Origin of the sequence: Actinophytocola sp., from assembly GCF_035942955.1 — a bacterium.
In the GTDB taxonomy this organism is placed as follows: Bacteria; Actinomycetota; Actinomycetes; order Mycobacteriales; family Pseudonocardiaceae; genus DASYTH01.
This window is the reverse complement of sequence record NZ_DASZCQ010000107.1, coordinates 1-3,746: the sequence shown is the minus strand read 5'-3', so window position 1 is coordinate 3,746 and position 3,746 is coordinate 1. Positions and strand designations below refer to the sequence as shown.

4 protein-coding genes are annotated in these 3,746 nt (G+C 69.8%); 2 read left to right on the top strand and 2 right to left on the bottom strand.

The features are described from left to right. Together VGX25_RS10830 and VGX25_RS10825 are read left to right on the top strand one after the other, a co-directional pair. Positions 1–643: cellulose binding domain-containing protein (locus VGX25_RS10830; protein ID WP_326917519.1), on the top strand; the 643-nt coding region annotated here is incomplete at its 5' end. Positions 644–829: 186 nt separating this feature from the next. Continuing rightward, on the top strand, positions 830–1,579 hold the full coding sequence (locus tag VGX25_RS10825; RefSeq protein WP_326917518.1) for a hypothetical protein: 750 nt from the start codon (positions 830–832) through the stop codon (positions 1,577–1,579). A 64-nt stretch (positions 1,580–1,643) separates the two neighbouring features. Here the strand turns inward: VGX25_RS10825 and VGX25_RS10820 are convergent, their stop codons facing one another. Together VGX25_RS10820 and VGX25_RS10815 are read right to left on the bottom strand one after the other, a co-directional pair. Next, the gene (locus VGX25_RS10820; RefSeq protein ID WP_326917517.1) at positions 1,644–2,318 is read right to left on the bottom strand and encodes a hypothetical protein; all 675 of its coding nucleotides are present in this window, start codon (positions 2,316–2,318) and stop codon (positions 1,644–1,646) included. Positions 2,319–2,372: 54 nt separating this feature from the next. Further along, positions 2,373–3,602, bottom strand: a complete 1,230-nt coding sequence (locus VGX25_RS10815; RefSeq protein ID WP_326917516.1) for a hypothetical protein — start codon at positions 3,600–3,602, stop codon at positions 2,373–2,375. Positions 3,603–3,746 lie beyond the last annotated feature (144 nt).

Sequence of the window (3,746 nt, the reverse complement as noted above, 5' to 3'; positions counted from 1 at the left end):
CGAGCTGCGCCCGGCCGCCGCCGCGTCCGGGGCGCCCGGCGCGCCGGGCACGCCGGTGGCCGGCGCGGTCACCGATCGCACCGCCACGATCAGCTGGCCGGCGGCCGCGCCCGGCGCCAGCCCGATCGCCAAGTACGAGGTGTACCGGCACCTGGGCACCACCAGCGAGCAGTGGGGCGAGACGCCGGGCACCAGCTTCACCGTGCACAACCTCAACCCCGGCAACCGGTACACGGTCAACGTGATCGCCCGCGACACCGCCGGGCGGGTGTCCTGGTCCTCGCCACCGCTGACCATCACCACGCCCGCCCCGGCGAGCAGCACGTGCGCCGTGCGCTTCACCGACACCACGAACTGGGGCAGCGGGTTCGTCGCCAGCATCGACATCACCAACACCGGCGCCGAGACGATCGACGGCTGGACGCTGCGGTTCACCTGGCCGACGGTGTGGCAGCAGCAGGCCGGTGGCTGGAACGGCACCTGGAGCCAGGACGGCACCACGGTGACCATCACCAACGCCGACTTCAACGCCCGCCTCACCCCGGGCGCCAGCGCCAACATCGGCTTCGTCGGCAACTACACCGGGCCCAACATCGAGCCCACCTTGTTCACCCTCAACGGAACCCTCTGCACCCGAAGCTGACCCGGAGCGATCAGTCGGACCTGTGGGCGGCGTCGAACAGCACCCTGGCGCCCACCTCGGCCCGCGGGCTCATGATGTTGGCCGCCGGCGGCGCGCAAGGGCAGGCTTCACCGGTCGATCCCCTCCGGCGGTGACGTCTCGAACCGACACCCTACGCGCGCCCGCGATCCACTACATTGCCGTGCCGTGGACGTTGATCGCGGCGAGCCGGTCTTACTGAGCGCCCAGCCGTTCCGGGCCGTGATGCAGTGGGAGCTCAAGGACCACGGGCCGCAGGACGGCGCGGTGCAGATCCAGGTCGGCACCCTGGTGGAGAACGACTGGTACGTCGACCACCTGGGGTTCGGCGCCCGCCGCTTCGGCGACAAGCAAGCCGCATGGGGCGCGGTGCGCCGGTTGATGGGGATGCACGAGGGGCGGTGGGAACAGGTTCCGTGCGACCGCAAGCCCTGGTTCAGGCTGCGCCGGTCCGACGGCTCGCGGCTGCTCTACGACACCGACGACGTCAGCCTGTACGAATGCTGGGGCCGCCAGAAAGAGGAGATCTGGCACCGGTACTTCGCGGCGATCAGCGCGGGTTCGACGCTGCGGACGACCCAGCTGCACCGGATGCTCGACGGGTACATCGAGCTGACCGAGTACCGCGACCCGATGGACGGAAGCACCCGTTACGCGCTCGACAAATCGCGGGACGGCTCCACCATGGTCATCGACTACCCCAAGCGTGAGCTGGCCGAGCCGCGGTACGAGCATTTCGTCGGCAAGTCCGTCTCGGCCGATTACCCGTTCCGGTCCAGCGACGTGCCCGGCGTGCCGGTCGACGGCTCCTCGCCGGCCCCCCGCGGCGTCGTCGAGCTCGCGGACGGAACCATCGTCGCGTCCGCCGATCTCGACGAGTACGAGCGGTTGTGGGGCTCGACGCGCAGGCGCTGCTGAGCCTCAGCGGTCGACCCTCGGCGTCAGGGTGGCGGGTCGCAGCCCGGGGTGCCTGGCCGGCCGGCTAGGGCTTCCAGATGATCTCGGTTCGGTCGGAGCCGAGGTAGAAGCCGAAGGTGACGTCGCCGAGGGCCTGGCCGGATGGCGCGAGGTAGACGCCGCAGTCGGTGTACGACTGGCCGACGGCAAGGGTCTCGACCACCTCGCCGTCGCACTTGTCGAACTCGCCGATCAGGCTGAGCCGGTTGAGCTCGTCGCCGTCGGTGTTGTGCGCCTCGACCAGACCGAAGATGCCGCCGGGCTCCATCGGGTTCGGCCCGGTGTTGCGGAAGGTCATGTGGACGTAGAACGGCTCGCTCAGCTTGGTCTGCGCGTCGAGGTCGAAGTTCTTCAGATCGCTGATCGCGCCCTTCTCCACCGAGGTGGCGGTGACCTCGAGCCGGGTGGTCTCCTTGGCGCCGTCCTTCGTCTCGTACAGCACGGTGGCGGGCTGCCCGACCTTCAGCGTGGTTCCGGTCGGCGTGGTGCCCGCGTCGTCGCCGGCCGCGGCCGGTGGCGTCGAGGAGCTCGTGGCGGGCGGGTCCGTCGTGGGCGCCGAGGAGCTGGCCGCCGGTGGGCCCGCCGACTGTCCCGCCATGGTGGATCCACAGCCGGCGAGCGCGAGCGCGGTGGCGACGGATAGAACGATCTTCTTGTGGTTCATGCTCGGTTCTCTCGGGACGGTGGGATCGATGACCATGGGTCGGCCCACCCTGTCACCGCGCATTGCGGGACCGTTGCACGGCGCCGTCCGTCAGATCGAGGTCCAAAAGCGACGGTGGGCGGCGACGCTCTCACGCGCCCACACCGTGATGGTGTCGCCGTCCTCCTCGGTCGGATAGGTGTTGTAGCCCTCGGTGAAGCCGTTCAGCGTGTCGAACGAGACGCCCGCGTTTCCGTTGCGCACGGCCAGCTCCCGCTGCTGGCTCAGCCAGTCGGCGTTGAACCCGTACGCGGTCAGGTCGGGGAAGACCTCGGGGGTCGGGTCGTAGCCGGGCAACAGCGGGGCCACGTACGGAATTCCCGAGCCGACCCAGCGCTGCGTGATGGCGCTCGCGTACTCCATCCGCTCGGCCTCGGTGACGTCGGGCTGCGGCTCGAACGCGCCTGGTCCCTGCGACGTGATGTTGAACGGGTTGATCATGACGACGCTGGCCGTGTCGCGCAGCAGCTCCGGCTCGGGTCCGGTGTGCGGGCCGTACGGCGGCAGCGGGGTCACGTCGAGGCCCCAGCCGACCGCGTGCCCGGTGCGCTCGCGCAGCAGCTGGGCCGCGGTGTCGAACCCGGCCGCGAACGCCACCGGGTCGACGTCGCCGAGATGGATCGCCTCGATCTGCCACAGGACATGGCGCGCCTTGCCCTGCCTGTCGAAGACGCGAAGGTAGTTGGGCGCGTCGCCGAAGTGCTTGAGCAGCCAGCCGGCCCGGAACAGCAGCTCGTCGAGGGCGTGCGGGAAGTAGTCGAAGAACTTGTTGTTCGGAGTCACCTCGATCAGCGGCGCGACCAGCAGGCCCATCCCGTGGGCGATGTCGAACAGCTGCCGGACCCTGGCGATCTGCTCGGCCTCGGTGTAGTTGCCCGAGCCGCCCTCGTGGGGCCAGCGCCGCTGGGAGAACAGCCACGTCGGCGCGAAGTCGTCGGAGTCGCCCAGATGCCCAAAGTAGGACAGCTTGACCGTGTTGAGCCCGAGATCAACCAGATGCTGCAGGGAGAACCTGATGTCCGCCTCGCTGCGCCAGTCCAGCCGGTCGAAGTTGAGCGGGTGGCGGGTGAACAGCGGAATGGAGTTCCGGTTGTGCGGACCGGCGAAGTACAGTCCGGTGTAGACACGCTGGCCGCGGTGCGAGGGGTTGGCGATCCGTCCCCGGATCGGGATCGGATCCGGGCCGGCCGCCTCCGCCGGCCGGCCCGCGACGAGCGGAGCGCCGAGCAGCGCCGCGCCGCCGAGCAGGGCTCTGCGACGGTTGAATGTGGGTCCGGCCATGAAGATCTCCTCCTCCGCGATCGCGACAGTCCCCGTGATACTTCCGGGCTGCCTTGCAACTCCGTTGCGCGCAATCGGGTAAGAGGAGAATGAGCGCATGCCGATCCGAAGGTCGGCACGCTCGGGCACGCCGTGCCCCCGGGG

What these genes read in the sequence shown, in the direction of transcription:
- VGX25_RS10820 (WP_326917517.1), bottom strand. Translation starts at nt 2,318, where the DNA reads ATGGTCATCGATCCCACCGTCCCGAGAGAACCGAGCATGAACCACAAG.
- VGX25_RS10815 (WP_326917516.1), bottom strand. Translation starts at nt 3,602, where the DNA reads ATGGCCGGACCCACATTCAACCGTCGCAGAGCCCTGCTCGGCGGCGCG.